This window comes from Neisseria sp. HMSC065D04, assembly GCF_001815675.1.
GTDB lineage: Bacteria > Pseudomonadota > Gammaproteobacteria > Burkholderiales > Neisseriaceae > Neisseria.
The window spans coordinates 79,502-79,705 of the sequence record NZ_KV821493.1 but is presented as its reverse complement, the minus strand read 5'-3'; the positions used below and the strand labels follow the sequence as shown (position 1 = coordinate 79,705).

At 52.5% G+C, this 204-nt stretch carries 1 tRNA gene; it reads right to left on the bottom strand.

What is annotated here, in order from left to right:
* Nucleotides 1–55: 55 nt before the first annotated feature.
* Nucleotides 56–131 (bottom strand) — tRNA-Gly (locus HMPREF3050_RS03870).
* Nucleotides 132–204 lie beyond the last annotated feature (73 nt).

Below are 204 nucleotides of genomic sequence, written 5' to 3'. Positions count from 1 at the left end.
AAGGTTGCGCTCTACCAACTGAGCTATTCCCGCCTATCCAAATGTGCCTGAACGATGGAGCGGGAAACGAGTCTCGAACTCGCGACCTCAACCTTGGCAAGGTTGCGCTCTACCAACTGAGCTATTCCCGCATCGGAGAAACTTTATAGCAACTTAAGACAGGATTCGTTTGGAGCGGGAAACGAGTCTCGAACTCGCGACCTC